The organism is Actinacidiphila guanduensis (assembly GCF_900103985.1).
In the GTDB taxonomy this organism is placed as follows: Bacteria; Actinomycetota; Actinomycetes; order Streptomycetales; family Streptomycetaceae; genus Actinacidiphila; species Actinacidiphila guanduensis.
On sequence record NZ_FNIE01000001.1, the window covers coordinates 83873 to 109424 of the forward strand.

General features: G+C 73.3%; 24 protein-coding genes and 1 pseudogene. 8 read left to right on the plus strand and 17 right to left on the minus strand.

The genetic code is table 11. From position 1 onward, the window contains the following. Nucleotides 1–59 precede the first annotated feature (59 nt). Complete coding sequence (locus BLR33_RS34615) at nucleotides 60–479, plus strand: hypothetical protein (RefSeq protein ID WP_143031599.1); 420 nt, start codon at nucleotides 60–62, stop codon at nucleotides 477–479. 277 nt (nucleotides 480–756) lie between these two features. Here the strand turns inward: BLR33_RS34615 and BLR33_RS00435 are convergent, their stop codons facing one another. After that, on the minus strand, nucleotides 757–927 hold the full coding sequence (locus BLR33_RS00435; protein ID WP_245771051.1) for an AAA family ATPase: 171 nt from the start codon (nucleotides 925–927) through the stop codon (nucleotides 757–759). Between the two features lie 91 nt (nucleotides 928–1018). Continuing rightward, the gene (locus BLR33_RS00440; protein ID WP_245771052.1) at nucleotides 1019–1900 is read right to left on the minus strand and encodes an NAD(P)H-binding protein; all 882 of its coding nucleotides are present in this window, start codon (nucleotides 1898–1900) and stop codon (nucleotides 1019–1021) included. Nucleotides 1901–1999: 99 nt separating this feature from the next. Between BLR33_RS00440 and BLR33_RS00445 the strand changes: the two genes are divergently transcribed. After that, nucleotides 2000–2467 (plus strand): MarR family winged helix-turn-helix transcriptional regulator, encoded by a 468-nt coding sequence (locus BLR33_RS00445; RefSeq protein ID WP_093782203.1) that lies wholly within the window; start codon nucleotides 2000–2002, stop codon nucleotides 2465–2467. Here the strand turns inward: BLR33_RS00445 and BLR33_RS36865 are convergent. Beyond that, nucleotides 2370–2675: pseudogene (locus tag BLR33_RS36865) on the minus strand (phosphotransferase); the annotation flags it as partial. The gene BLR33_RS00445 and the pseudogene BLR33_RS36865 overlap by 98 nt on opposite strands. A gap of 150 nt (nucleotides 2676–2825) precedes the next feature. Then, complete coding sequence (locus BLR33_RS00455; RefSeq protein WP_218136580.1) at nucleotides 2826–4265, minus strand: discoidin domain-containing protein; 1440 nt, start codon at nucleotides 4263–4265, stop codon at nucleotides 2826–2828. Nucleotides 4266–4659: 394 nt separating this feature from the next. Between BLR33_RS00455 and BLR33_RS00460 the strand changes: the two genes are divergently transcribed. Next, nucleotides 4660–4911: a DUF6400 family protein gene (locus BLR33_RS00460; protein WP_093782204.1), complete on the plus strand. Its 252-nt coding sequence runs from the start codon at nucleotides 4660–4662 to the stop codon at nucleotides 4909–4911. Next, nucleotides 4895–5137, plus strand: coding sequence for a hypothetical protein (locus tag BLR33_RS00465; RefSeq protein WP_093782205.1), 243 nt, complete (start codon nucleotides 4895–4897; stop codon nucleotides 5135–5137). Before BLR33_RS00460 ends, BLR33_RS00465 begins: the two co-directional genes overlap by 17 nt. Nucleotides 5138–5341: 204 nt before the next feature. Here the strand turns inward: BLR33_RS00465 and BLR33_RS00470 are convergent, their stop codons facing one another. Then, entirely contained in the window at nucleotides 5342–6349 is a 1008-nt protein-coding gene (locus BLR33_RS00470; protein ID WP_093782206.1) for an aldo/keto reductase, read from the minus strand. A gap of 104 nt (nucleotides 6350–6453) precedes the next feature. On the opposite strand from BLR33_RS00470, the gene BLR33_RS00475 reads away from it, so the two are divergent. Continuing rightward, nucleotides 6454–7338, plus strand: coding sequence for an AraC family transcriptional regulator (locus BLR33_RS00475; RefSeq protein WP_093782207.1), 885 nt, complete (start codon nucleotides 6454–6456; stop codon nucleotides 7336–7338). 63 nt (nucleotides 7339–7401) lie between these two features. On the opposite strand, the gene BLR33_RS00480 is transcribed toward BLR33_RS00475, so the two are convergent. The 3 genes from BLR33_RS00480 to BLR33_RS00490 all read right to left on the minus strand — a co-directional run bounded on the left by BLR33_RS00480 (nucleotide 7402) and on the right by BLR33_RS00490 (nucleotide 12823). Further along, nucleotides 7402–9258, minus strand: a complete 1857-nt coding sequence (locus BLR33_RS00480) for a beta-xylosidase (RefSeq protein ID WP_107408821.1) — start codon at nucleotides 9256–9258, stop codon at nucleotides 7402–7404. A 43-nt stretch (nucleotides 9259–9301) separates the two neighbouring features. Next, nucleotides 9302–11323, minus strand: coding sequence for a glycoside hydrolase family 31 protein (locus BLR33_RS00485; protein WP_322987079.1), 2022 nt, complete (start codon nucleotides 11321–11323; stop codon nucleotides 9302–9304). 441 nt (nucleotides 11324–11764) lie between these two features. Next, nucleotides 11765–12823 (minus strand): LacI family DNA-binding transcriptional regulator, encoded by a 1059-nt coding sequence (locus BLR33_RS00490; protein WP_093782208.1) that lies wholly within the window; start codon nucleotides 12821–12823, stop codon nucleotides 11765–11767. Between the two features lie 337 nt (nucleotides 12824–13160). On the opposite strand from BLR33_RS00490, the gene BLR33_RS00495 reads away from it, so the two are divergent. Further along, a complete protein-coding gene (locus BLR33_RS00495) occupies nucleotides 13161–15179 on the plus strand; it encodes a family 43 glycosylhydrolase (protein ID WP_218136581.1) in 2019 nt (672 codons plus the stop codon). A 67-nt stretch (nucleotides 15180–15246) separates the two neighbouring features. Here the strand turns inward: BLR33_RS00495 and BLR33_RS00500 are convergent, their stop codons facing one another. Both BLR33_RS00500 and BLR33_RS00505 read right to left on the minus strand, forming a co-directional pair. After that, entirely contained in the window at nucleotides 15247–15618 is a 372-nt protein-coding gene (locus BLR33_RS00500; RefSeq protein ID WP_093782209.1) for a VOC family protein, read from the minus strand. 254 nt (nucleotides 15619–15872) lie between these two features. After that, nucleotides 15873–16856 (minus strand): phosphotransferase family protein, encoded by a 984-nt coding sequence (locus BLR33_RS00505; RefSeq protein WP_093782210.1) that lies wholly within the window; start codon nucleotides 16854–16856, stop codon nucleotides 15873–15875. 289 nt (nucleotides 16857–17145) lie between these two features. Between BLR33_RS00505 and BLR33_RS00510 the strand changes: the two genes are divergently transcribed. After that, complete coding sequence (locus BLR33_RS00510; RefSeq protein ID WP_093782211.1) at nucleotides 17146–17349, plus strand: hypothetical protein; 204 nt, start codon at nucleotides 17146–17148, stop codon at nucleotides 17347–17349. Nucleotides 17350–17488: 139 nt separating this feature from the next. Here BLR33_RS00510 and BLR33_RS00515 read toward each other — a convergent pair whose 3' ends face one another. Beyond that, nucleotides 17489–18061 carry a TetR/AcrR family transcriptional regulator gene (locus BLR33_RS00515; RefSeq protein ID WP_093782212.1) on the minus strand — a complete coding sequence of 191 codons (573 nt, stop codon included), beginning with the start codon at nucleotides 18059–18061 and terminating at the stop codon, nucleotides 17489–17491. 447 nt (nucleotides 18062–18508) lie between these two features. Continuing rightward, a complete protein-coding gene (locus tag BLR33_RS00520; RefSeq protein WP_093782213.1) occupies nucleotides 18509–19006 on the minus strand; it encodes a MarR family transcriptional regulator in 498 nt (165 codons plus the stop codon). A gap of 150 nt (nucleotides 19007–19156) precedes the next feature. Here BLR33_RS00520 and BLR33_RS00525 point away from each other — a divergent pair, with 150 nt between their 5' ends. After that, nucleotides 19157–20308: a PP2C family protein-serine/threonine phosphatase gene (locus tag BLR33_RS00525; protein WP_093782214.1), complete on the plus strand. Its 1152-nt coding sequence runs from the start codon at nucleotides 19157–19159 to the stop codon at nucleotides 20306–20308. 109 nt (nucleotides 20309–20417) lie between these two features. Here BLR33_RS00525 and BLR33_RS00530 read toward each other — a convergent pair whose 3' ends face one another. The 5 genes from BLR33_RS00530 to BLR33_RS00550 form a co-directional block, all read right to left on the minus strand. Further along, a complete protein-coding gene (locus BLR33_RS00530) occupies nucleotides 20418–20867 on the minus strand; it encodes a response regulator (protein ID WP_093782215.1) in 450 nt (149 codons plus the stop codon). Further along, nucleotides 20864–22411 carry a sensor histidine kinase gene (locus BLR33_RS00535; RefSeq protein WP_093782685.1) on the minus strand — a complete coding sequence of 516 codons (1548 nt, stop codon included), beginning with the start codon at nucleotides 22409–22411 and terminating at the stop codon, nucleotides 20864–20866. The genes BLR33_RS00530 and BLR33_RS00535 overlap by 4 nt, the downstream gene beginning before the upstream one ends. A gap of 102 nt (nucleotides 22412–22513) precedes the next feature. Next, nucleotides 22514–23731, minus strand: a complete 1218-nt coding sequence (locus BLR33_RS00540; RefSeq protein WP_093782216.1) for a PP2C family protein-serine/threonine phosphatase — start codon at nucleotides 23729–23731, stop codon at nucleotides 22514–22516. 233 nt (nucleotides 23732–23964) lie between these two features. After that, nucleotides 23965–24558 carry a hypothetical protein gene (locus BLR33_RS34620; RefSeq protein WP_093782217.1) on the minus strand — a complete coding sequence of 198 codons (594 nt, stop codon included), beginning with the start codon at nucleotides 24556–24558 and terminating at the stop codon, nucleotides 23965–23967. 79 nt (nucleotides 24559–24637) lie between these two features. Next, the gene (locus BLR33_RS00550) at nucleotides 24638–25444 is read right to left on the minus strand and encodes a hypothetical protein (RefSeq protein WP_093782218.1); all 807 of its coding nucleotides are present in this window, start codon (nucleotides 25442–25444) and stop codon (nucleotides 24638–24640) included. Nucleotides 25445–25552: the final 108 nt, after the last annotated feature.

Consider the following 25552-nt stretch of genomic DNA (forward strand, 5'->3'; position numbering starts at 1 on the left):
CAGCCCAGCAAGTGGGACGCACCCTTGAAAGCTCGACACGCCCGCGGCAGCATCAACGCATGAGTCGCCGTATCCGCGCCGGGCAACCGACGTACGACGAAGCCCTCGCGGCGGCCTTTGGCTTCCTTCGTTCCGAGGGCTTCACCGGCCCAGAAGAGACACAGCTTGGCCACATCTACCGCCGCCCCGGCCTCCACATCCAGATCTGGCTTCATCTTGGGCACGAGTCGACGCTCTCCACACTCGTCGAGCGCTTCACCGAGGACGGCACGCGAGAGGCCGCATGGCTGGAATGCTTGTACGTCGCAGCGGCATGTGGCCCAGCGCAAGACGTACCCGGCTCGGTGCAATCGGGACGCGCCATGTTCAAACGGCTGCGGCAGCAAGCCGCCGGCCTGGAACGCCTCCTGCCCGCGATCACCGGCTCGGAAGCGTCAGTCTTGTTCGCTCGCTGCCCAACGAGCAGGCACTCTCCCTGAGCTCGGAACGAACAGCAGGACGACCTGGGCCCGCACGCAGCCAGCCGAGCCGAGCTCTTCGACAGGACGGTACTCCATGCCCGGAGGAAGGCCGGACCTGCTTCAAAGCCACTCGCGCGCCCCCGCACGAGCCCAGCTTCCGGCGGTTGGCGACCTGGTCCGTCTTCTCCGGGATGGTGCACTGGACCTTGCGTCGCCGAGTCCCCACGTCGACCGGCCGTGATCCGGATGGCCAACGGCTTCTGTCCCTGCTCACAGGCCAGGTGAATGTTCGTGGTCAGACCGCCTCGCTTCGCCAGGCATGGCCGCCGATTCCGAGCGAGTTGTAGAGGGACTCCAGGATCGCGTCCTTTTCGATCAGCGGGAGACCCAGACGCCCGGCCAAGCCCCGGGCCAGGGTGCTCTTCCCGCTGGCCGGCAGACCTGACACGACCACGAACGCGCTCACAGGGGCCGGTTTCTCGACGCCCATCCGACTCACAGCCCCCTTGGTCCGGTTGCGTACCCGCGATTCCTCGTCGGCTGCCCGATGGCGCCGGTCAAGCCGGGGTTCCGCGGAAGGCGTAGGCGTTGCGGGCGCACCAGTTGGCGAAGGTCTCGGGTTCGCGTCCCAGCAGGTGTCGCACGGTGTCGCTTCGTACGCCCACGGTGTCCTGGCGCATCAGTGTCAGTCCCTCGACCAGGGCCTCGGCGAGCTTCGGCGGCGCTCCGTCGGGGTAGCGGAACCGGACGGCCTCGGCCGGGGTGGCCACCGGCCGAACCTCTATGTCACGACCGATCGCCTCGGCCAGGATCCTGACCTGCTCGGCGACGGTGAAGCTCTCGCCGCCGGTCAGCAGGTACTCGCGTCCTTCGTGGCCGTCCTCGGTCAGGGCGAGGGCGGCGACGGCGGCGATGTCGGCCGGGTCGATCGGCGCCGCACGCCCGGGCCCGATCGGGTCGAGGACACAGCCCTCGGCGCGAAGGGTGGGCAGCCAGTCGAAGGCGTTGGTCATGAAGCCGGTCGGCCGCAGGATCGTGGCGGGGATGCCGCTGCCGCGGATCAACTGCTCCCGCTCGTGGTGCCAGCGGCCCATCGCAGGTATCGGGTCGCCGATGACGGCGTACGAGGAGAGGTACACGATGCGCCGCACCCCGGCTGCCAGGGCAGCGGCGAGGACGTTCTCGGTGTGCTCCAGGCCGATGCCCGGGACCAGCAGGAACAGGCCCTGGACGCCGTCGAGGACGGCAGTCAGCGTCGCGGGCTCGCCGAGGTCGCCGACGACGCGCTCGGCCCGCTCCGGCAGGCCGGCCGCACGAGCCCGGTCACGCACCAGGACACGGAAACGCGCGCCCCTCGCATCCAGCTCGCGGGCCAGTTCGCGGCCGATGTGCCCGGTGGCACCGGTGACCAGTAGCATGACGACCTCCAGATCGTTCACCGGTTTACGAACAGGAACGTTAACCAGTTAACGATTAGCTCGTCAACCCACGCCCGACGACCCCGCCACCCGTCGGTCTGACTCCCCCGGAGGCCCCTGGTGCCCGAATTCCTCGACCTGCACGGCAGGACGACGAAGGCGATCCGAGCGGCGGCCGACGCCGCGATACGGCGCCATGGGCTGCGCCTCGGACAGGACCACCTGCTGGCAGCGCTCTGGGAGCAGGACGGCCGCACCCCCGGGGAGATCGCGGCCGCCGCGAACGTCACGACGCCGGCCGTCACCAAGGTCAGTGCCCGCATGGTGGAGGCCGGACTGATCACCCGGCGTCGGGACGAGCGGGACCACCGCCTCGTACGGCTCCACCTCACCGACGCCGGGCGTGCGCTGCGCGAACCGGTGGAGAACGAACGGCGGTTGCTGGAAGAGAGGATCACCGAATCCCTCACCGCGGCCGAGCGCGAACACCTCATGAGCGCGCTGGCCAAGATCCACCGGTCGGCGAGCGAACTGCTGGACGCGGAGGCGGCACAACCGGTCGGCCCGACCGACCCGTCCTTGACGTAGCTCTCCCGCGGGCCTTCCGCGGACCGCCAGTGGTCTGCCGTGGCCTGCCCGTCCCGGAACGGTTCGACGAGACCCGCGACCCCGCGGCCGACGCCCCCGTGTCGCGGGCGGTCATGGCGACGTCCCACAGGGGGTGCCCGGGCGCGGCCAGGTCGAAGTCGATCAGGCCCGTGGCACGCCCGTCGCGGAAGACGACGTTCTCCCGGCACCCGGTACGCCGCCCGGCACCGTGCGGCGGCCCCGGCAAGGACGCCGTAGCCTCCCTCCGGCACAGGGCGGCGCCCGCCCGTCGGTACGCGAACGGCCCGGCCCCGCGAGCAGGCGCGGGGCCGGGCCGGGGTGGCAGCCGGGGTGGGGGTCAGCTGCCGAGGACCTGGAACTCGTAGAGCGAGTAGCCGTATTGCGTGGCGCGCTGGGTGCCGTAGACGCGGACGTATCTGCCCGAGCCGGAGACGTTCAGCGTCTGGTTGCCGCCGGTGCCGCTCGTGGTGGAGTAGATCGTCGTCCAGTTGGTGCCGTCGGTGGACGTCTGGATCTGGAACGCCTTCGCGTACGCCGCCTCCCAGTCGAGGTTCACCTGGCTGATGGTGTGGGTGGAGCCGAGGTCGACCTGGAGCCACTGCGGGTCGGAGAAGGCGCTGGACCACCGGGTGCCGGTGTTGCCGTCCACCGCGGCCGAGGCCGGGGTGCCGGAGTTCTCCGTCGAGGAGGCGGTCGCCGTCCTGCCCTGCGACAGGTTGGTGCCGGTCGAACCGCTGCCGCCGGGGGCCTTGTTGTAGACGGCGACGTAGTCGATGTTCATCTGGCCGCCGGACACGGTGGCGGAGTTGGGGCCGCCGCCGAAGGCGTCGGGGAAGCCGCCGCCCATCGCCAGGTCGTAGATGATGAAGAACGGGTGGTCCACGGCGTTGGCCCATGTGGTGGCGTCCACCTGGTTGGCCTTGACGGTGAAGTAGTTCTGGCCGTCGAGGTACCAGCGGATCTGCTCGGGCGAGACCGAGCGGTCGATCTGGACCGCGTAGGTGTGGTAGCCGGTCTGGCAGCCCGAGCAGGCGTGCTCGCCCGAGCCGATGCCGGTGGACTCGTTGCACGGGCCGCCGGGGTTGGTGCCGCAGTGCAGCGTGCCGAAGACCGAGCTGCGCGAGTTGATGTCCTCCAGGATGTCCACCTCGCCGGAGGTCGGCCAGCTGGTGCCGGTGCGCAGCGTGGAGCCGAGCATCCAGAACGCGGGCCAGTAGCCGGCCCCGTTGGCCGTGGTCAGGTTCGGCTGCTGGATCGAGGACTGCATCATGACCACGCCGCCGGGCGGCGCCCCGAAGGACGAGGACTGCGTCTCGATCCGGCCCGAGGTCCAGCCCGAGCGCGGGTCGCTGCCGGAGTGCAGCGCCTTCAGCACGAGGTGGCCGTTGCCGTCCTCGTAGACGTTGGAGGTGCTGTTGGTCATCGTCTCGATCTCGCCGGTGCCGAAGCTGCTGCCCGGCCCGGTGTCGTACTTCCAGGTGGACGACGGGACGCCGGTGCCTGCGGCGCCGTTGAAGTCGTCGCTCCAGGTGGTGGTGAAGCCGGACGGGGGCGCCGGTACGGCGTTCGGCGCGGCGGCGGCCTTCGCGGCTGCGACGGTGTGCGTGGTGGGGGCGGCGGCGCCGGAGCCGGTGGCGACCGCCAGGCCGGCCAGGCTCAGCGCGCCGACGGCCAGCGCCGCGAGCGCGGTCCGGGCGCGGGTCCGCCGGGCCCGGTGACCGGGACCCGGCGGATGGGGCAGGAGGGTTTCCTGCCGGGGTTCTTCTGCACTGGACACTGCGATCTCCTGTCCCAAGGAGGGAAGTGGGGGGTGAGGACAGCTCTTGAGAGCGCTCTCTCGGTGTCAGCCTGTTGTCTACCGAGTGCCCAGGGCGGCGTCAAGGACTTGCACACGAATCACGCGCACCCCACCCACCCCAGGGCCTGCGGCCGCTGCGACGCCACAGGCGGTGCCGCCCGGGCAGGCCCGTGGGCCGTGAAGTGGGTCACAGCGGCGGGCCGGGCGGCTCCACGTCCCGTGGCCAACGGCCCATCGGTGTCAGCGGATCGCGGCACGTGCGGGTGTCCCCGGCCGGAGCGCGGGAGGGCGGCGGCTCAGGCCGCCCTTCCCTGTGCCTGCGGTGCCTGGTACGGATGGAGGAGACGTACCAATGCAATCGGGAAGTCTCACCATGAGCCAGGACACCACAGGCGGCCTCATACCCTTCGCGATCGACCTGACCTTCGAGGAGGCCCGGCGGCGGGCCGAGGTCGTTGCCGCGCTCGGGCCGCACTGGGACCCGGCGGCCGAGCTGCGCGACGAGGAGGCGGCGTACGCCCTGCTCTACTCGGGCCTGGACGCCGAGCAGCAGCGCACCTACGACCTGCTGGTGGCGGCCGGTGTCCTGCCGGACGAGGGGCAGGGCCGTGCGGCTGCCCATTGACCCTCAGGCCGACCCCGCCCGCCGCGCCTGGGTGGCCTGTCCCGTCTGCGACGACGCCCGCCACTGCGCGGACTGCGCCGGCCGCCGCAACTGCGCCGAGCACTGGCGCTACCTGCTCGCCAACAAGGGCCCGGTGGTCCATCTGCAGTGCCCGCGCTGCACGCACGTGTGGTCGCTGAACACCCGCCCCGGCGCCGGCCGCCCGGCCGGCGACCCGTTCCGCTGACCGGTCCGCCCGGCCATGGGACATGCCGGGCGGGCGGCCGTGGCGGTGCCCACCGCGCCCGGCGTCCGGCCGCGCCTGCCGCCGCGGTTCGCCGGGCAGCCCTGGCTGCTAATGCCACTCTGCGCTGCCGTGCCGGCGACGCCTTGTGACGCTGCCGCCGCCCGCCCGGGCGTCGAGGCGGGCGGCGGCAGCGGGCGACCGGGCCTACCAGGTGGGCATCATCGCCTGCGGGTAGCGGGAGCCGGCCGCGCCGTGCGGCAGGATTTCCTGGATGCGGGCGAGGTCCTGCGCGGTGAGGGTGACGTGCGCGGCCGCGGTGTTCTCGGCGACGCGCTGCGGGCTGCGGGTGCCGGGGATCGGCACGATGTCCTCGCCCTGGGCGAGCAGCCAGGCGAGTGCGAGCTGTGCGACGGTGATGCCGAGCGTCCCGGCGAGCGCGGTCAGCTCGCGGGTCGCGGCGAGGTTGCGCTCGTAGTTGCCGGGCTGCCAGCGGTCGTCCCAGCTGCGCATGTCGTCGGCCGGGTAGGCGGCGGCCGGCCGCACCGCGCCGGTGAGGAAGCCGCGGCCGAGCGGCGAGTAGGGCACGAAGCCGATGCCCAGCTCCCGCAGCACCGGCAGCACGTCGGACTCGACGGCCCGCTCGTAGAGCGAGTACTCGGTCTGCAGCACGGAGACCGGGTGGACGGCGTGGGCGCGGCGGATGGTGTCGGGCCCGGCCTCGCTGAGGCCGAACCAGCGCACCTTGCCCTCAGCGATCAGCTCACCGACCGTGCCGGCGACGTCCTCGATCGGCACGTCGGGGTCCACGCGGTGCTGGTAGAACACGTCGATGCGGTCGGTGCCCAGGTGCCGCAGGCTGTTCTCGGCCACCTCGCGGATGTGCTCGGGCCTGCTGTCGAACGCGGCCCCTACGTTGTCCGGGTCACTGAGGTCGAAGCCGAACTTGGTGGCGATCACCACCTCGTCGCGGAAGTCCGCGACCGCGCGGCCGAGCAGCCGCTCGTTGCTGCCGGTGCCCATGCCGTAGAGCTCGGCGGTGTCGAAGAGGGTGACGCCGAGGTCGTGGGCGCGGCGGATGGCCGCGGTGCCGCCCTCGACGTCGGGGGCGCCGTAGGCGAGGGTCATGCCCATGGTGCCCAGGCCGATCGCCCCTACGGAAAGGCCCTGCGTGCCGAGCGTGCGTGTCGGCAGGTTCTTGTCGTTCTGCGTCATGCTCTCGACGCTAGGTCCGGCCCACCTGCGCGGTCATGGGGCAGCGATCGCGTAGGATTGCCTGATCGTCTCACCGGGCCCCGGTCCCGGAAGGGGAGGACGCCATGCTCGACGCACTCGCCGACGCCGTCTCGCGGCACAGCGGCGGCCTGGACCGCGGCGGGACTGCGGTGCCGCATCTGACCCTGGTGGCGCTGGACGACCTCATCGCGCCGGTCCCGCTGCTGTACGAGCCGATGGTCTGCTTCATCGTCGAGGGGTCCAAGCGAACGGTGGCGGGCGACCTGTCGTGGGTCGTCGGGCAGGGGCAGATGTTCCTCAACTCGATCGTGCTGCCGGTCACCGCCACGTTCGAGCGTGTCCCCTACCGCTCGGTGGTGCTGCACATCGACGGCGGGGCGCTGGCCACGCTGCTGGTCGAGCTGGACGAGGGGGAGCCGGCGGACTCCCCCGTGCCGCAGGGTGGGCAGATCGTGGCGCCGATGGACCCGGAGATCACCGACGCGGTCCTCCGCTGGGTGCGGCTGCTGGACACCCCGGGCGACATCCGCGCGCTGGCGCCCCGCGTCGAGGGCGAGATCCTCTACCGGCTGCTCCGCAGTCCGCTGGGCCCGCTGCTGCGGCAGTGCATGCCCGCGGACTCCGCCGCGGCCCGGGTGCGGGCGGTGGCCGCGTGGATCGCCGCGCACTACGCCGAGCCGGTCTCCGTGGAGGACCTCGCGGCGCGGGCGCACATGAGCACCGCCACCTTGCACCGGCACTTCAAGGCGACCACGGGGATGAGCCCGATGCGCTTCCAGAAGCACCTTCGGCTGCTGGAGGCGCGGCGGCGGCTGCTCGCGGGCGGCACCACGGCGGCCTCGACCGCGCAGGCGGTCGGCTACCGCAGCGCCACGCAGTTCAACCGGGAGTACCGCGGCGTCTACGGTCTGCCGCCCGCCCAGGACGCGGCCCGGCTGCGCGCCCAGGCGGGGGCGGCGAACTGGTGAGCGCGGGGCGCCGCCCCGCCGTTCAGGGCCGGCGGGTCGGCGCCCCGTTGTGGCGAGCGCCGTTCAGGGGATGGTGATGTCGGCGCTGTCCACCGCGATGTTGTCGCCGCTGGACGCCGGGTTGTGCGCGCCGGTGTTGGTGATGGTCAACGTGTGGGCGCCCGAGGCGAGTTGGGGGCTGGTCCACACGACGCCCGAGGCGTTGCGGCTCGGTGCCCAGTCGTCGACGGTGACGGGGGTGCCACCGTCGAGCGCGAGCGACATCCGGCCCTGGTCGACGTCGCGGACGGCGTGCAGCACGACCTTGCTGCCGGTGAAGTGCAGCGAGGCCGCGGCGCCACCGACGTAGGACCAGTTGGCGGTGCCGTCGTACATGTCGGACACGCCGGTGGTCAGGCCCCAGTTGGCGCCGTAGGTGAAGTGGTCGGTGTCGCCGGCGGCGGTGTCGTTGCCGTCGATGGTGACGGTGCCGGTGACGGGCCCGGTCGTGCCGTTGCCCGGGGTGAGGGCGACGGTGTAGGCGTCGGTGCCGCTGACCAGGGTGAGCGGGACGTGCACGGTGCCGCCGGAGGGCGACACGTCGGAGTCGAAGACCGTGGCGGGGGCGGTCAGCGGGCTCTGGTCGGGGATGCGCTGGACGGTGACGTGCACGGCGCCGTCGTGCAGCAGGTAGGGCGTGGCGCCGAGGCCGGTGAAGTCCAGTGCGGTGGAGCCGCCCTGGCCGGAGTTGTTGCCGACCAGGGCGAGGACCCGCTGGGCGCCGGCGTCCGCCGCCGAGGCGACCGCGACGCCGTCGCCGCCGCTGGCGGCCAGCAGCTTCCCGCCGAGTTGGGCGTACGCCCGGTAGACCCACCACTGGCCGGTGGGCTGCCCGCCGGCCAGCACCGAGTCCAGGGTGCCGGCGCCGCAGCAGTCGCTCCAGATGGCGTGCGCGGCGGCGCTGACGCCGGAGGCGGACAGGCGGTCGAGGAACCAGGCGGTGTAGCCGGCGTTCTGCTGCTGGGAGAAGAGGTACTCGTTGATGGTCAGCGGCAGTTGCGTGATGCCGTGGGCGGTGAGCAGGGCCCGGGCGTCGGCGGCGTCGGCGGCGGGGTCGGTGCCGAAGTGCCAGTTGACGGTGTCGGGCAGGGTGCCGTCGCTCTTGGTGCGGCCGAGGAAGTCGTCCAGCCAGCCGTGGTTGTAGCCGCTGTAGGAGGGGCCGACGATCGTCGCCGACGGCTGGAGCCGGCGGATCTCGCGGACCGCGGTGTCCCACATCCGGTAGTACTGGTCGCTGTTGACACCGCGCTGCCAGAACCCGGTGCCGTCCGGCTCGTTCCAGATGTCGTAGGAGACGGGGACGCCGGAGGCTTTGACGTCGGTGACCAACTGGTCGATGAACGAGGTCCAGTTGGAGCAGTCGCCGTTGTCGCAGGGGTAGACCGTGGTGGCCGGCTGGGTGGTGTCGGCGCCCCACACGTCGGAGACGAGCAGGTGGTAGGCGGCGTGGTAGGGCGCCGCGGTGACCCGGCGGGCCTGGCCGAGCGCGGAGTCGAGCCGGGCCCGGTAGCCGCTGCCGGCGCGGTAGCCGTCGCCGAGCCAGCCGCCGCCGTCGATGCGGGCGCCGCCGCCGCGGAAGAGGGTGGGCGCGAGCGGCTGGAGGAGGGAGTCGGCCGGGGCCGAGCCGTCCTGGCTGAGGCCGTAGAGGAAGCCTGCGCCCGCGCCGTTGGGGGCCGCGCCCTGGGCGGACAGGTCCACGGTGACGGTGCCGCCGGCGGCCTGGGCGGTGCCGGGCGTCAGGCACGCGGCACCGAGGACCGCGGTGGTGAGCAGGGCCAGCGCGCCGAGCAGGCGGGTCCGGCCGAAGCGGTGGCGCGTGCGCGGGCTGCGGGCGCGGCCGACGGGGTCGGTGGGCGGTCGGTGTGCAGAAGTGCGGCTCATGCGGTCCTCCCGGTGGGGGGTCGGGTGTACGGGTCGGTACCGGTCAGGGGGCCGGGGTGGCGGCCGGCGCGAAGGGGTCGGCGTCGTCGCGGAGGAAGAAGGGCACGGAGTCCAGCCCGGCCGGGACGGTGACGGTCTGCCCGCCGGTGTGCCGGGTGCCGGTGGCGTGGTGGGTCCAGTCGGCACCGGACGGCAGGTACACGGTGCGGGTCCGCTCGCCGGCCCGCAGCACGGGCGCGACGAGGATGTCCCGTCCGCACAGGAAGGCGTCGTCGACGTCCCAGGCGGCCTCGTCGCCGGGGAACTCCAGCAGCAGCGGGCGCATGAGCGGCAGTCCGGCCGCGCGGCCCGCCGCCAACTGGGCGTGCAGGTATGGCCGCAGCCGCTCGCGCAGGTGGAGGCCCGCCGTCATGGCGGCCTCGGCGCGCTCGCCGTAGGACCAGATCTCGTTGGGGCCGCCGCCGGTGCCCACGGCGCCGGAGTGGACGCGGGGCTCGCGGTGGCCGTGCAGCCGCAGCAGCGGGCAGAAGACCGCGAACTGGAACCAGCGCACCATCAGTTCGCGGTACGCCTCGTCGTCCGGGTCGCCGCCGTGGAAGCCACCGATGTCGGTGGTCCACCACGGGATGCCGCTCATGGCGACGTTCAGGCCCGCGCGGACGGAGCCGGCGAGCGCCTCGAAGGTGGCGGGGATGTCGCCGGACCACAGCGCGGCCCCGTACCGCTGCGAGCCCGCCCACGCGGACCTGACGAGGGAGAGCACCTCGGTCTCGCCCTGCTCGGTGAGGTGTTCGTGGATGCCTCGGGCGTGCTCGCGGGGGTAGAGGTTGGCGACCGCGGCGCCAGGGCCGGCGGCGTAGTGCAGGTTGTGCGGGTGGCCGGGGCGCATCTCCGGCTCGCAGGCGTCCAGCCAGAAGGCCCTGATGCCGATCTCGTGGTAGTTCTCCCGCAGCCGGCGCCACAGGGCGGCGCGGGCGGCGGGGTTCGTGGCGTCGTAGAAGGCGACCCCGATGCCCTCGCTCGACCCTTCCACGTCGGGCCACTCGGCGTGCACCGCGGCGCCGCTGTCGGTGGCCACCAGCAGCCCCGCGTCGCGCAGTTCGGCGTAGCCGGTGGACAGGGGGCTGACCGAGGGCCACACGGAGACGGCCAACTCCACCCCGAGAGCGCGCAGTTCGTCGACCATGGCGCGCGGGTCCGGCCAGTCGCGGCGGTCGAAGTCCCAGTCGCCGAGGTGGCGCCAGTGCAGGTAGTCCACCACGATCACCGACAGCGGCAGGCCGCGCCGGGCGTACTCGCGGGCGACGCCCAGGAGTTCGGCCTGGTCGCGGTAGCGCAGCTTGCTCTGCCACAGGCCGGAGGCCCAGGTGGGGAAGGCGGGGGCGCGGCCGGTGGCGTCGGCGTAGCGGGCGAGGATGTCGGCGGGGGTGCGGCCGGCGGTGAGCCAGTAGTCGATCTGCCGGGCCCGGTCGGCGACCCAGCGGGTGCCGTTGGCGGCGAACTCCACCCGGCCGACGGCGGGGTTGTTCCACAGGAAGCCGTAGCCGCGGCTGGAGACCGCGAACGGCACGGTCACCTCGCCGTTGCGCTGCTGGAGGTCGAGGACGGTGCCCTTGTTGTCGAAGCGGCCGTGTCCGTGCTGGCCCAGGCCGTGCAGGCGCTCGCCGTCGTAGGCCGCGAAGCGCTGCTCGATGCGGTACGTGCCGCCGCCCGCGGCCTCGAAGTGCCGGGCGCCGGGCCACCAGAAGTGCGGTGGCTCCTCGCGCAGCAGTTCCGCCCCGGTGTCGGTGCGGAAGGCGGTCACCCGTCCGTCGGCGGCGTCCACGGCCACCTCCAGCAGGCCGTTGCGCAGGACGGCGCGCCCGGCGTCGATCGCGATGGCGCAGGGGGTGCCGGCCGGGTCGGGCGTGTCCGGGTGGTCCAGGGCGCCGGGCAGGCCGTCCGCGACGCGGTGCATGCCGGCCCGGACGCGGACGCTGTCCCGGCCCCAGGGTTCGATCTCCAGCACGTGGTGGCCGTGGCGCCACTGGAGCCGGTTCGGGGTGCGGGTGAAGGCGGGCGGCAAGGTGGTCTCCTCGAAGGCGTACGTGCACGGGCGGGGTGGTCCGGTCCTTGAAGGCGCCGTCGGGCGACGACGAGCAGCGCGGCGGCGGCCTTTGCATGGGCGGAGAAGCTTCGAATCAATTCGACGGCGAAGAGGGTGGGGACCGGCTCGCCCCGACCGGAAGGGGCAGCCCCGCCTGGGGCCGCCGGACGGGCGGTGGACGGCCAACGGGGGCCTTGCGACGGGGCGTGCGGGGCCGGGACGGTGCCGACCGGTCGAAGGTCGGTCCGTCCGGGGGGAGGTCCGAGCCAGGGAGCCGGGCCGGGGAGCCTGGCCCAGGATGAGGCCCGGACGAGGCCGGTGGCAGGTGCAGTGGGGCCGGTGGCGGGCCGGGGTGGCCCGGGCGCAGGCCGAGGTGGGCAGGGTCCAGGCGCTGGGTCCAGATCCAGGTCAAGGTCCGGCTCAGGCCGAGTGGTCCGGCGGCCCGTGCTGCGGCCCGGCCCAGGGCCCCCGTTTCCGCCGGGGGCCGGTGCTGCCGCGGACCTTCAGCGCGGGCGCCAGCAGGGTCGCGCTCGGCAGTTCCTCTCCCTCGATCCGGCGGGCCAGCAGCCGTACCGCGGTGCGGGCCAGTTCCTCGGCGGGCAGGGACACCGAGGTCAGCGGCGGGTCGTACCGGTCGGCCTCGTCGTCGGTGCAGATCGCGATGACGGAGATGTCCTGCGGGACCCGGGCGCCGAGGCCGGCCAGGCGGTCCGTCACCAGCGTCAGCGCGCGCTCGTTGTAGACGATGAGCGCGGTCGGGCGGGTGCTGCGGGCGAGCAGGTCGTCCAGCGCCCTCACCACGCCCTCGGTCGTGGGCTCGCAGGGCGCCCACTCGCCGTGCAGCCCGCGCGAGCGCAGCGCGTCCATAACGCTCTCGCGGGCGTGCAGCGCGTAGGCGATGTCGCGTTCGAAGGCGCCGGGGCCCTGGGCGAGGTAGCCGACGGCACTGTGGCCGGCCTCGCGCAGGTGGTCCGCGCAGCCGCGGGCGGCGAGCGCGAAGTCGAAGTCGGTACGCGGCAGGCCCAGCGGGTCGTCGGGGGTGCCGACCAGCACCGCGGGGCACTCCAGCCCGGCCAGCAGCGGGATGCGCGGGTCGCGGCGCTGCACCTCCATGAGGATGACACCGTCCACGAGGGCGCCGGCGACGGTGTCGCGGATGGCCGCCTCGCCGTCGTCGTCGGTGAGCATGAGCATCTTCAGGCCGCACTCCTGCGCCGCCGTCAGCGCCGCCCACACGTAGGGCATCTGCACCTGGTTGTGCGGCCCGTACACCAGCGGCAGGCCCATCGCGATCACCCCGGTGCGGCGGGTGCGGATCGAGCGGGCCCCGGCGTGCGGCCGGAAGCCCAGCGCCTTGATGCTGCGCTCCACCCGCCTGGTCGTCTCGGCCGAGATGCTGCGGTTCCCGCTCAGCACGTACGAAACGGTGCTGCGGGACACGCCCGCGTGCCGCGCCACATCCGCGATGGTGACCGTCATGGACCGACTCCCGACGTCGCGCCGCGGAGCCGTCGAACTGATTCGACGCCCCGGAAACGGCCGTGAACGTAGCACGGCCCCGGATGCCCCACAACCCACCACGCACCGAACCGGTGTGCACGGGCCGGGAGTTCGAGGCGGCCCCCGGTCCGGCCGCCGGAGCCGAGGCATTGACGTGGACACGCCCTCCACCCACACTGATGCCCGACGCACGGGAGCGCTCTCCGCACGCTTTCGGGGCCGCCGTCGACACCTGTCCCCCGCGCCAGCCGCTTGCCTTACGTCGGCGCCCGATTGAAACGATTCACCCCCCACTCGACCTTCAATCGGAGGTGCCATGTTCCGTCGGCTCGCCCTGCTGGTCACCGCGATGGTGGCCGCGTTCGCCGCGGCCACCGCCCCCACTGCCGTCGCAGCCGGCCCGCCCGCACCCGCCGCCTCGTCGCCTGGCGCGGGGGCCGCGGCCGCCTCGTACCGGACGACGGTCACGAACTCCGACAGCGCCGGCGACCCCCTCGTCCGATTCGACACGCAGGGCGCGGCGGTCGACGCCCACGACGGGGAGATCTCCGTCTTCGGCGGGGTGTACTACCTCTACGGCACCTCCTACGACTGCGGCTACCGCTGGCAGCAGGCGGGCACGCCGTTCTGCGGGTTCAAGGTGTACTCCTCGACCGACCTGGTGCACTGGGACGACCGCGGTTACCTCTTCGACGGGACGTCGAGCACCTGGCAGACGCGGTGCAACGGCAGCACGTACGGCTGCTTCCGCCCGCACGTGGTGTACGACGCCGCGACCGCCCGCTACGTGCTGTGGATCAACGTCTACGACAACAGCGTCGGCTACCGCGTCTTCACCGCCACCCAGCCCACCGGCCCGTTCGCCGAGGCCGCCGTGCCGACGCTGGCGGTGAACAACTCGGCCCCGGTGGGGGGCGTCAACAACGGCGACCACAGCGTCTTCGTGGACGACGACGGCACCGCCTACCTCGCGTACACCGACTGGCGCAGCGGCGGCGACATCGTCGTCGAACGGCTCAGCGCGGACTACCTCACCGGCACCGGCGCGTACGTCCGGCTGCACCAGAGCGCGACCGAGGCGCCGGCGCTCTTCCGGCGCGGCAGCACGTACTACCTGACCTACTCCGACCCCAACTGCGGCTACTGCGGCGGCACCGGCACCTCGTACCGGACGGCCTCCTCGCCGCTGGGGACGTGGTCGGCGGGGACGAAGGTCACCACGAACTCCTGCGGGGGACAGCCGGCGTTCGTCTCCGCGATCCCCACCACGTCGGGCACCGCCTACCTCTACGCCAGCGACCTGTGGAACAACGGCGCGGCCAACGAGGCGCTGGCGAACTACTTCTGGGCGCCGCTGTCCTTCGGCTCCGACGGCTCCATCCAGCCCATCTCCTGCGTGCCGAACTTCTCGCTCGACCTGGCGAGCGGGTCGGCGGGCGCCCAGCGGCCCGCGCCCGACCAGGACCAGTCCGCGGGCGCCGACGGCTTCCGGTCCTGGTGCGACATCGGCCGGAACATCGCCCGTGTGCAGACCTTCGTCGCCGGCCGCACCGGCACGCTCACCTCGGCCTCGTACACCACGTTCCAGAGCGGTTATCCGGACGCGGGTCTGGAGATCGACCTCTACACCGCCGACAGCTCGTTCCGCCCGACCGGCGGCGCGCTGTTCCACACGGTCGTGCCGTCCTACTCGATCGGCTGGTCGCCGCACCCGGTGACGGTGTACCCGAACATCACGGTCACCGCCGGCACCCGCTACGGAATCGTCGTCAAGTCGGCCAACGCCGTGGGGTGTTACGGGATGGTCCACAACGACGCGTTCGCGTACCCGAGTTCCGGCGAGGGGTACAGCAGCGACTCGGGCGCCACTTTCACGCCCGAGGCGGGGCGCTCCACCGCTTTCTCCACCACGGTGGCCACCCGTTCCGCGCTGCCGGCCGCGGCGCTGCCCGCCGGGTGGACCACGTGCGCGGGCGAGCACGGCGTCTGCACGGCCACCGCCCCCGGCATGATCGCCTACGGCGCGCCCGGCGGCTACGTCTACCAGAGCGTCGCGGCTGGCCCGGTGCCGTGCACGACGGCCTCCTTCGGCGGCGACCCGGACTACAACACGCTCAAGTCCTGCGGCCTGGCGCCGCTGGGCGGCCCCAGCGGCTACACCCGCTGCGCCGACGAGGGCAGTGCCTGCACGGTGCCGGGCACCCACCAGGTCGCCTACGGGCAGAACGGGGCGTTCAGCGTCCGGCAGGTGACGGGCGGTTCGGTGGAATGCTCCAACGACGTGTTCGGCGACCCGCTCTACTCGGTGGTGAAGTCCTGCTACGTCTCACCGTGACGGCGGGGTACGGCGGGTTGTGACGGTGCGGCGCGGGCAGCCGGTGGGCGGTCCGCGCCGTGTGGGGTCAGCCGAGGGTCGCGCGGGCTTCCTCGTGGAACTCGACGTACTCGATCGTGGCCCCGCCGGGGTGGCGGACGGTGAGGTTGCGGCCGGTGGGGACGTCCTTGGGGCCCGAGAGGATGTCGCCGCCGTGCCGCCGGACGAGGTCGAGGACGCCGTCGAGGGAGTCGACGATCGTGGTGGCCTGGGTGCCGCGGAACGGTGCGAGGGCTTCGGGGCTGCCGGCGAGCAGCAAGTACCCGCCGATGCGGGCGAGTTCCAGCTCCCCGTAGCTGAAGCGCAGGCGCGGCTGCTCGCCGGTGAGGGCGACGAACGTCGGCAGCGCGGCGTCCAGGTCGTCCACGTGGACACGGGCGAAGGTGGCGAGCACGGTCACGGGGATCCGCCGTTCTGTCCTGTTCGACCTTCCCGAAAGGTCGAAGCGATCTCCATCCTAGGCCGGTGCCCTTCACCGGGCCGGGACAGGTTCGTCGGCCCGCCTGCCCTGCCTGTTGTTGTCGCCCGGCTCGTCGGCCTGGCCGCCGCAGGGCGGAGGGACGCTCAGGAGTCGGGGATGCGCGGCGTGACAGGGCCGCCGACCGCAGGTCTCCTTTCTGCAGACAGCCCAGCCCGCAGGCCGCCGATCCGGATTCAGGCATAGCGGTCGAAAAGGGCCTGGAGGTATCCCTCCAGTCGCCTGGTCAACACGGTGGGGGTCAGATCGGTACGGCCCACCTCACGCCAGGGGACGGCGACTTTCTCGGCGTCCGGAGCGAAGGCCAACGCGTCCAGCAGCCCCCAATAGAGATGAGCGGCGCGGTCTTCGGCCGGCGTCCCTCCCGCCGCGAGGTAGCGGTCGGCGAAGTTCATGCCCGCGGGAACCCCGTGCAGCAGGGCCAGGGCCGTCGAGCAGTGGGCCACGTCCAGGTCGGCGGGTCCCCAGGACGTCTCCACCCAGTCGACGATGCCGCTGATCCGCAGGTCGTCGCCGTCACCCGTGAAGAGGACATTGCCGGGATGGAAGTCCCGGTGCAGGAAGCAGGCCCGGTGATCCGGGGGCTCGCGCCGGATGACGTCCACGGCCCGTCGCCACAGTTCGGGCCGCTCGGTGTCCTCGGGCGGGCTCACCCGCTCGGGAGAGGTCCACGCCTGATAGGTGCGAGGCCGTGCCTCCGCGGTCACCGGCAGACGGTGGATGCGCAGCAGCTCGCGGGCCAACAGGTCGGCACGCCGATCGGCCCCTTCATCGCCCAGGCGCACGGTCCCGGGCAGCAGGGACATCAGCAAGGAGGGATGGTCGCAGTACCGCGCAGTCGCGTCCACCGCCACAAGCGTGGCCGCGGGCACGTCCGTGTCGCCGAGCAGGCGCAGAACGGCTGCCTCGCGGTTCAGCAGGCCCTCCGCGTGCCGAACGAAGAAGGGCTTGACGAAGGACCGCAGGACCAGTGCGCGTCGACCGTCCGGTCCGCAGATGCCCAGGCGGCGCATCTCCGACGTCCAGCCGCCCCGCAGCCGCACGACTTCTTCGATGCGCTCTCCCCCGGACAGCCCCTTCTCCACCCAGGCACGCGTCGCGCCCCAGCCCTGCCCCTCAAGATCGGCACCGATCTGCTCGGTCCCCTCGCCCGTCACCATGAAGGCAGGCTATCCACCCCCCGACGGACGCGTCCCTTGGCCACCCCGCCCAGAACGCGGGGTTCCGATGGTGCGGGTCGGCACCGGCGAGGAGAGCGCGGTGGCGGTCCCCTTCCCGCCTTCGAGGTCGCCTGCTGTAGCCAACGGGGCGCACCTCGCCGTGGACGGCGGCTTCCTGGCGTGTGGCTGCGGGCGGCCCATCGCTCCCGGTGAGCGCGCCCTCGGCGGAGGCCGAGCTCAACGTGGCTGACGCGCCCACGTGCCCGCTCGCAAAGTGAAGCGATCGGCCGTGTCTGCCAGCGCCACGCAAACACGAGGCTGCGCCGAGGACAGCGGCAAGGCGGCCCTCGTCGTCGTCAACAGCGTGGTGTTCCGCTCCAGCGGCCAGAACCTCACCACGCCCGGCACGGTGATCGAGATGCTCTCCCGCATCGGCGAGCCGGTGCTGCTCGGCCTGGCCGCACTGGCGGTGCGGGGACGGGTGAAGCGGTGAGAGTCCCGGCCACCTCGGGCCGCCGCAGATACTGGCGGGCCGGCCTACGGCCCCGCGGCCACCTCAGCCACCTACGGCCCACAGCCGACCGCTGCTCCATCGCAGCGACCGCAGCCGCGCACGGCCCCGCAGCCGGCCGCTACTCCAGCGCGGCCATCGCGATCTGCAGTTCGCGCAGCTCCTGCCGGGCGATCTCGCCGAGGGTCCTGGCCTCGCCCCGCCGGCACCACCGCGAGAACGCTCCGGTGAACGCGCGCACGGCCAGGTCGGCGGCCAGGCTCGCGGCCGGGTCCAGGACCCCGCGCTCCCGCAGCGCCGCGGCGAGGTCCGCCGCCAGGGCCGCGCGCTTGAACGCCTGGCGCTCCCGCAGTTCGGGGGTGCTCGCGACGACCGCTTCGAGCCGCGCCCCCATGGCGCGCTGCGCACGGGTGACGGGGGCGGTGGCAGCGTCGAGGGCCGCGCCCACGGCCTCCAGGGGCGTGGCGGTCGCGGGCGCGGCGGCGATCCCCTCGACGAAGCGCCGGTGGTGCGCCTCCTGGCCCGCGAAGAGCACTTCCCGCTTGCCGGGGAAGTGACGGAAGAAGGTGGTCTTGGTGAGCCCGGCGCGCTCGGCGATGCGGTCGACCGTGGTGCCGCCGTAGCCCTGCTCGGCGAACAGGTCGAGCGCGGCCCGCGCCAGCCGCTCCCCCGTGCCCGGTTCCCATCGGCCCATGGCTCCACCCCACATGATGTGACTCGGTACCGTCACACCGTACCAACGTGATGGCACCGAGTCACGTCACCGCGTGGGACAATCCGGCGGGACGGACGCGTGCGGGGCGATGGCCTCCCGGCCGGGCACCCGCCGCGGCCACCACCTGCGCACAGCGGACATTCCCGGCCCGGCAGGTCCCCACGGAACCGGCATCGACGCAGGCCGGAACCGCTCGCTGAGCTGCGACGGTCCCGCGACGCGCAGGGCGAGGCACGACGCGGGGTGCCCGACCGCCCAGGAGAACCGTTGCCGTTTGACAACTATGACCTTCAGGCAAGAAAGTAGCGACGTCGTGGCAGTGGGGAAAGGAACTGGCATGTCTCGGTGCGCGCAGAGCGCTCCGTTCGCCGGCCCGGGACACGTGGCGAGGGGGGCGTCCGCCGGCGGCCCGAGTGCCGTGCCGGGTCAGGCGGTCCGGCTGTCGGAGGCGTTGTCGGAGGCGTCGGCGGCGTCGTGGATCTGGGCGGCGGCCGCGACGCAGAAGGCCTCGAGGCCGGTCAGCAGCGCGCTGCGGCCGGCCGGCGCCATCTGCTCCAGCACGGCGCGCAGCGCCTGCTCCCGGCGGGCGCGCAGGTCGGCGAGGAAGGCCCGGCCCCTGGTGCTCAGGTACAGCCGGATCTCCCGCCGGTCGGCCGCGCTCACCTCCCGCTCCACGAACCCGGCCGCCAGCAGGCGGTCGCACAGTCTGCTGGTCGACGGCGGCGTGGAGCCGAGGAAGTCGGCAAGCGTGCGCAGGTTGATGCCCTCCTGGTGCTCCAGCACCAGCAGGACGCGCAGCTGGGACGCCGAGGCGGGAGCGGTGGAGGCACGCCCCCACAAGACCTCCAGCAGCTCCGCAGCCGTGGACGTCACGCGCGCGACCTCATCCGGCTCGGGACGGGGGTGGAAAAACGTCACGGTCACACTCTCGCAGGCACAGGGACGCCTCTGAGCGTACTAGCCGCACGCACAGACAGGGATAGGGACGGGAGGACGACACGCGCGGCCGGTAACCGGCCGGGGGATGCGTGCGTCCGGCGGAAGAATGGCATATCAACGAACGTGAACAGATTCATGGCCGTCGAGCGGGCGGTGCGCACGGCAGCACCGCACGAGCTGCTGGACGCCGCCCGGCGGGAGCTGGGGCGCGGGTACGCGGCCGAACAGGTGGACCTGCTGCTCGCCGACTACAGCCTGACCGTGCTGCAGAGCGTGGCCGAGGCGCAGCACCCCGGGCCGCCGGTGTCGGTCCACAACACGCCCGAGGGCCGGGCCTTCGCCGCGCAGGAGCCCTTCGTGGCGGACCTGCCGGACGGGAAGGCGCGCGTCCACCTGCCGGTCAGCGCCCGCGGTGACCGGCTCGGCATCCTGAGCCTGGACCTGCCCGGCCGGAACGAGGCGTACGAGTACCTGGCCGAACTCGCGGAGATCGCCGACATACTGGCGCACGAGGTGCTGGTCGCCGAGCGGGACACCGACCTCTACCACCAGGCCCGTCGCAAGGACCGGCTCACGCTGGCCGCCGAGATGCAGTGGCAGCTCCTGCCGGGCCGCTCCTGCTCGCGCCCGGAGTACGAGCTGGGCGCCCAGCTGGAGCCCGCCTACACCGTCTACGGCGACAACTTCGACTGGTCGGCGACCGCGGACCGGCTGATGCTCTACGTCACCAACGGCATGGGCGAGGGGATAGAGGCCTCGCTGCTGACGAGCCTGGCGATCAACGCCCTGCGCAACGCGCGGCGCGCGGACCTCCCCATCGCCGACCAGGCGGCCCTGGCCGACCAGGCGCTGTACGCCCACTACCGGGGCCGCTGCTACCTGTCGGTGCTGATGTTCGACTTCGACCTGGCCACCGGGCAGGCGTGGGCGGTGGACGCCGGCTCGCCGCAGCTGCTGCGGCTGCGCGACGGGACCGTGGAGCGGGTCGGCCTGGACGCTCAGCTGCCGCTGGGCATGTTCGAGGAGACCGACTACGTGCCGCAGAAGTTCCAGGTGATGCCGGGTGACCGGCTGGTCTTCGCCAGCGACGGGGTGTACGCGGTCGCCTCCCCCAAGGGCGGCGAGGTGTACGGCGACGCGGCCCTGGCCCGGGCGATCCTGTCCACCCGGCTGCTGCCCGCGGCCGAGGTGCCGCGCGCCATCCTGCGCGAGCTGGCCGGCTACCGCGGCACGCCGACACCGGACGACGACGCGCTCGTGGTGTGTCTTGACTGGCATGGACGCTGACCTGCCTCGATGAAGGAGCCGACCGCCGCCGCTGCCCCGCCGGGTGCGGCGGCGGCCGTGCTCACCGGATACTCACCGGGTGCTCACGGGGGTGCTCACCGGCCGCCGCTCACAGGGTGGTGCGGCCGGGCAGGCGCACCACTTGGACGAAGAAGTCGTCGATCTGCCGGACCGCGGCGATGAACTGCTCCAGGTCGACGGGCTTGGTGACGTAGGCGTTGGCGTGGAGCTTGTAGCTGCGCAGGATGTCCTCCTCGGCCGCCGAGGTGGTGAGGACGACGACGGGGATGTGGGACAGCTCCGGGTCGGACTTGATGCGCTCCAGGACCTGGCGGCCGTCGTACTTGGGCAGGTTGAGGTCGAGCAGGATCAGGTCGGGCCGTGGCGCGCCGGTGTGCTCCCCGCGCTTGTAGAGGAAGTCCAGGGCCTCCTCGCCGTCGCGTACGACGTGCAGGGTGTTGCCGATCTTGTTGTCCTCGAACGCCTCGCGGGTCATCAGCTCGTCGCCGGGGTCGTCCTCCACCAGGAGGACGTCGACGGGAGTGGCGGGGAGGGTCATGTCAGTGCCGTTTCCTCGGTGGGCGCGCCGGCGGCATCCGGGGTGACGGTGCCGGCGGGCGGAAGGGTGAAGCAGACGCGGGTGCCGCTGTCGTGGGCGGCGTCGATCCAGATCCGGCCTCCGTGGTGCTCGACGATCTTCTTGCACAGCGCCAGGCCGATGCCGGTGCCGCCGTAGGTGTCGCGGCTGTGCAGCCGCTGGAAGATGACGAACACCTTGTCGGCGAACTCCGCGGGGATGCCGATGCCGTTGTCCGTGACGGACAGCAGCAGGCCCCCGGGGACGTCCGGATCGGGTCCGCACGCCACGGTGACGTGGGGGGCGCGGTCGGGGTGGCGGAACTTCAGGGCGTTGCCCAGCAGGTTCTGCCAGAGCATGGCGAGCAGCGTGGGATCGCCGGTGACCTCGGGAAGCTGCTCGGGGCGGTCGATGCGCGCGCCGGACTCCTCGGCGGCGACGGTGAGGTTCGTCAGGGCCTTGTCGAGGGCCTCGCCGAGGCCCACGGGGGCGCGCTCGTCGTTGAGCCGCCCGACCCGGGAGAAGGTGAGCAGGTCGCTGATGAGGACCTGCATGCGCTTGGCGCCGTCGACGGCGAAGTCGACGTACTGGCGGCCGCGTTCGTCGAGCGTGTCGCCGTACCGCTTCTCCAGCAGCTGGCAGAAGGAGGCGACCTTGCGCAGCGGTTCCTGCAGGTCGTGCGAGGCGACGTAGGCGAACTGTTCCAACTCGGCGTTGGACCTGCGCAGTTCGACGGCCTGGGCGTCCAGGTCGGCGGCCTGCCGGGTGAGGATCTCCTGCTGGTCGCGGGAGGCGTCGAGTTCGGCGACGATTCGGCGCCGCATGTCCTCCACGTCGGTGCCCACCGCGGTCAGGTCGGCGGGTCCGCCGGCGGTGATGACGTGGCTGAAGTCGCCGCCCGCCACCCGGCGCGAGGCCGAGCGCAGCGCTTCCAGCGGGCGGGCCACCATCAGCCGGATCAGCACCGCGAGGGCGATGCCGGTCAGCAGGAAGACCGCGACCATGGCGGCCAGGGCCGAGTTGCGCAGTGCGCGTTCGTGGGCGAGCCGGGTCTGCCCGTGGTGGATGGCCTGCGCGAGGTCGCTGTTCTGCCGGGCCCACTTGGCGCGCAGCTGGTCGAAGGCCGCCTTGCCGCGGTCGGCGTTCTGCCGGTCGAGGGTCTTGGGCCGGCCGGGGGTGACGGAGGCTTCCAGCGGTTCCGCGTAGTCGCGCCGCCAGGCGGCCGCGGCCTGCTCGACGGATTGGAGGTCGGCGAGCAGGTCGGGCCGGTGGGCGAGCATCGCGCGCAGCCGGGCGGCCGAGCGCGACTCGTCCTGCTCGCCCTGGGTGTAGGGGGTGAGGAAGTCGCGGTCGGCGGCGATGGCGTAACCGCGGATGCCCGTCTCCTGGTTGACCTGGGCGTCCTGCAGCCGCAGTGCCTCGGCCTGGGCGGGCTGGAGGCGGTGGAGCAGGTCGTCGCTCACCTCGGAGGTCTGGCGCAGCAGGCCCGCGCCGACCGCGGTGCCGATCAGGACCAGCAGCACCATGAGGGCCAGCACCAGGTAGAACCAGCCCTGCACGGTCAGCCGGCCGCCGATCCGCGCCCCACCCTTCACGTCCGCCACGTTGTGCTCCTGCTCCTCAAGTGTTCAGTGCCAGCCGAGGTGGACCACGGCGACGTCGTCGGCGAGACCGCCGCGCGGTTCGGCCAGTTGCTCGGCGCGGCCGATCAGCCCGTCCACGAAAGCGGCGGGCGGAAGGTCGGCCCGCTCCCGCGCCAGTTCCAGCAGGCCCGCCTCGCCCAGGCGCTCGGGGCCGGGGCCGATGTGGCCCTCGAAGAGGCCGTCGGTGAAGAGCACCAGCGAGGTGCCGGGCGGCACCGCGAGGTCCGCGTCCGGCCAGCTCGCGCCGGGCATCACGCCGAGGGCCGGGCCGCCGGGCACCTCGACCCAGTCCACGCCCCCGGCCCGGCGCAGCACTCCGTGGTGCCCGGCCCGCACCACCCGGGCGGAGCCCTCGCCGGCCACGGCGGTGAGGCTGACGAGGGTGGCGAAGACGTCGTCACGGGCCCGCTCGGCGACCAGGATCTCCTCCAGCCGGCTCACCTGCTCGCTGCCGGTGACGCCGCCGAGCACCAGGGTCCGCCAGGCGATCCGCAGGGCGACGCCGAGAGCGGCCTCGTCGGGCCCGTGGCCGGAGACGTCGCCGACCACCGCGTGCACGGTGCCGTCGGCGCCCTGCACGATGTCGTAGAAGTCGCCGCCAAGAAGTGACTGCGCCCGGCCGGGCCGGTAGCGGGCGACGACGTGGACGCCCTGGCCGCGCAGCAGCGGGCGGGGCAGCAGGCCGCGCTCCAGGCGGGCGTTCTCGCGGGCCTGCAGCCGGCTGATCTCGAGTGCGGCCGCGGCCCGCTCCGCCTGCTTGCGGGCGATGGCGTAGCGCACCGCCCGGCCGAACAGTTCGGGCTCGACCCGGCCCTTGATCAGGTAGTCCTGGGCGCCCGCGGCGACCGCGGCCAGACCGGTCTCCTCCTCGGCGAGGCCGGTGAGCACGACGACGGCCGCGCGCCGGGCGTGGGCCCGGATCCGCGAGACGGCCTCGACGCCGCGGGCGTCGGGCAGGTGGAGGTCGAGCAGCACGCAGTCGGGCGTCTCGGCGGCCGCTTCCCGCATGGCCTCGGCCATGGAGCGCGCCCAGCGCAGCCGGATCTTCAGGGCGCTGTCGAGGACGAGTTCCTCGACCAGCAGGGCGTCGCCGGGGTCGTCCTCGACCAGCAGGACACCGGGTTCCCACGACATCCAGGCGTCGCCGGCCGCCGCCACGTCCGGGGACAGCAGGTCGTCAGCCGACGGCTGCGATGACACCATGGTCTTCATTCCTCCCCGGCGCCCTTACGACGAGCCGCTTCAGTTGTCATGTGACAACTGAAGCGAGCATACACGAACTCCGGTTCAGCCTTCGCGGGCGGTACGAGCCATTCCGCGGGATCGCGCCGGCCGCCGTCCTGGAGCCCGGGGAGGGGGGACGGCGGCCGGCGGTGCGGGGCGGGTTCGGTGTTTTCAGGCGGGCCCGGGCGGGCTCGACACGGCAACAGCCGCTGTCAGGCCAGGTCGAGCAGCTTGTGCGCCATGTCGCGGTAGCGGGTCAGCGCCACCCGCAACTCCTCGGTGCCGGACGGGGAACCGTCCTCGCGGTGCCAGTCGGCGTGCAGCGAGCGGCGCCGCTCCTCCAGCATCTTCACCAGGCGCCGGGCGGCCTCGTCCAGTACGGACTCAGCCTCGGCGACGGCGCCCCGGGGGTCGTCCACGAAGGTGCCGACGGCGTGGTCCAGCCGCTCGGCGAGCCGGCTGTCCCCCGATGTGGTGCCTGTCGCGGTGCCGGTCGTCGTGCCGCTGCCGCGCGTTCCGTCGGCGTCGGGCCGCGCCCCGTCGGTGCCCGCGGTCGGGGTCGTCGTCGGGCTCGGCGCCGTCTCCTCGGCGGCGCCCGTCGTGAGGTGCTCGGTGCCGGCGGTGCCGGCCGTGGGCGCCACGGTGGGCGCGCTCGGCGGCGGGGCCGGGGCGTCCGGGGGCATCTGGGTCGCCGGGGCGCTCATCCGGTCCCCGGTACGGCTGTCCCGCCCGGTGCTGTCCGCCGACCCGCTCGTGGCGGCAGGCTCGGTTCGGTGGGCGCTGTCGTGGCCCTGGCGGATCTTCATCGTCTTCTGCCTCGTCTTCCTCGCGGGGGTCCTGGGTGCTGCGGCGCGGGCGCTGCTGCTGATGGGCTGCCGCCGCCCGTCAGGCGCGGTCGCCGCGGCCGTCGTCCTTGTGCCCGGCGCCGGTCAGGGCGGCGAAGCGGTGGCCGAGCGTGCCGCGGCCGCCGTGCTCCCCTGCGTTCCCGGCCGCAGGGCTTTCGGTGGGGTCGGCCCTGTCGGCGCTCTCGGTGCTGCCGGTCTGCTCGGGCATGCGGGTCCCGGCCTTCGTGGCGGCGGCGGGCCCGGGGGCGGGCTCGGCGCCGTTCGCGCCGCGGGGCTGCGGCGCCTCGCGCGGGGCGGTGGCGGGGGTGTCGCCCAGCAGCTCCAGGAACAGTTCGCGGGCGCCGATCAACGCCTGCCGCAGGTCCTCGGTGTCGTGGCGGCCGCCCGCGACGGTGTGCTCGGCGAGCGCGTGCGCCTGGCGGTAGCCCTGGACGGTGCCGGCGTGGTGGACCGACAGCGCGTCCAGGTGCTCGGGCGAGTCGGCGGGCGGGAAGCCGCGCGTGGCGGCGAGGTCGCCGACCAGGCGGTCGGCCTGGCTCACGGCCCGGCCGGGCTCCTGCACGAAGGACGCCTGCACGTCCTGCCACTGCGTCTCGTAGCGCTCGCGGTCGGCCGGGGACAGCGGCGTGGGCTTCAGGCCGCCGAACCGCTTGACCCGCCCGGCCAGCTCCTTGCGGGCCGCCTTGGCGTCGCCGTCGTGCCGGGCGAGCGCGCGGTCGTACTCCGGGCCGAACCGGCGCTTGAGGCCGCCGGTGCCGGTGCTCCCGCGGGCCATGGTGAAGGCGGCGACGAGCGCGGCGACGACGAGCACCGCCACCACGATTCCGACGACGGCTCCTGTCGACATGTCGTTCTCCCTTCCTCGCGGGGCGCCTTGCCCCGACCTCCGGGCCCAAACCCGGGCGGTGCGGGCCGGGTTGGCGCGGCCCGGGCCGTGAGCCGGGCAGGGGACGGC

Excerpts from the sequence above, each read along its gene's own strand:
- BLR33_RS00525 (WP_093782214.1), top strand. The coding sequence starts at position 19,157 with ATGGCCGTCGAGCGGGCGGTGCGCACGGCAGCACCGCACGAGCTGCTG.
- BLR33_RS34620 (WP_093782217.1), bottom strand. The coding sequence starts at position 24,558 with ATGAAGATCCGCCAGGGCCACGACAGCGCCCACCGAACCGAGCCTGCC.
- BLR33_RS00535 (WP_093782685.1), bottom strand. The coding sequence starts at position 22,411 with ATGGTGCTGCTGGTCCTGATCGGCACCGCGGTCGGCGCGGGCCTGCTG.
- BLR33_RS00495 (WP_218136581.1), top strand. The coding sequence starts at position 13,161 with ATGTTCCGTCGGCTCGCCCTGCTGGTCACCGCGATGGTGGCCGCGTTC.
- BLR33_RS34615 (WP_143031599.1), top strand. The coding sequence starts at position 60 with ATGAGTCGCCGTATCCGCGCCGGGCAACCGACGTACGACGAAGCCCTC.
- BLR33_RS00470 (WP_093782206.1), bottom strand. The coding sequence starts at position 6,349 with ATGACGCAGAACGACAAGAACCTGCCGACACGCACGCTCGGCACGCAG.
- BLR33_RS00460 (WP_093782204.1), top strand. The coding sequence starts at position 4,660 with ATGAGCCAGGACACCACAGGCGGCCTCATACCCTTCGCGATCGACCTG.
- BLR33_RS00540 (WP_093782216.1), bottom strand. The coding sequence starts at position 23,731 with ATGGTGTCATCGCAGCCGTCGGCTGACGACCTGCTGTCCCCGGACGTG.
- BLR33_RS00530 (WP_093782215.1), bottom strand. The coding sequence starts at position 20,867 with ATGACCCTCCCCGCCACTCCCGTCGACGTCCTCCTGGTGGAGGACGAC.
- BLR33_RS00505 (WP_093782210.1), bottom strand. The coding sequence starts at position 16,856 with ATGGTGACGGGCGAGGGGACCGAGCAGATCGGTGCCGATCTTGAGGGG.
- BLR33_RS00475 (WP_093782207.1), top strand. The coding sequence starts at position 6,454 with ATGCTCGACGCACTCGCCGACGCCGTCTCGCGGCACAGCGGCGGCCTG.
- BLR33_RS00515 (WP_093782212.1), bottom strand. The coding sequence starts at position 18,061 with ATGGGCCGATGGGAACCGGGCACGGGGGAGCGGCTGGCGCGGGCCGCG.
- BLR33_RS00480 (WP_107408821.1), bottom strand. The coding sequence starts at position 9,258 with ATGAGCCGCACTTCTGCACACCGACCGCCCACCGACCCCGTCGGCCGC.
- BLR33_RS00550 (WP_093782218.1), bottom strand. The coding sequence starts at position 25,444 with ATGTCGACAGGAGCCGTCGTCGGAATCGTGGTGGCGGTGCTCGTCGTC.
- BLR33_RS00490 (WP_093782208.1), bottom strand. The coding sequence starts at position 12,823 with ATGACGGTCACCATCGCGGATGTGGCGCGGCACGCGGGCGTGTCCCGC.